Source organism: Granulicella sp. L46 (assembly GCF_009765785.1).
Classification (GTDB): Bacteria; Acidobacteriota; Terriglobia; order Terriglobales; family Acidobacteriaceae; genus Granulicella.
Window position 1 is genome coordinate 1 of the sequence record NZ_LMUT01000015.1, and the last position, 479, is coordinate 479.

General features: G+C 60.1%; 1 protein-coding gene. It reads left to right on the forward strand.

Features of this window, described 5'->3' with window-relative positions:
• Positions 1-479: SDR family oxidoreductase (locus GSQ80_RS16435; RefSeq protein ID WP_158788760.1), on the forward strand; the 479-nt coding region annotated here is incomplete at both ends.

Sequence of the window (479 nt, forward strand, 5' to 3'; positions counted from 1 at the left end):
ACCTCTCCGTCGCCGCTGACGTCAAGCGCGTTGCAGACCGTCTCGCTACCGACACGGCCATCACCGCGTTCGTGAACAACGCAGGCATCGCCTCGGCCGGCAAGTTGCTGGCGTCCGACCCGGACTACCTCGACCAAATCATCCAGATCAACATCACTGCCTTCACCCGCCTCGCAATTGCTGCAGCAACCAGCTTCGCAAAGCGGTCCAGCGGTCTCATCATCAACATTGGTTCCATCGTGGCGCTGGCACCCGAGCTCCTGAATGGTTCTTACAGCGGTAGCACGGCGTACGTGCAGAACTTCAGCACCTCACTCAAGAACGAGCTGGCGGATAAAGGTGTCACCGTGCAGGTAGTGTTGCCCGGAGCAACCGCGACGCCGCTGTGGGAGAAGTCTGGCGTGAACGTTCATACTGACTTTCCTCCAGAGTGGGTGATGACCACCGACAACATGGTCGACGCGTCGCTCGCCGGTCTG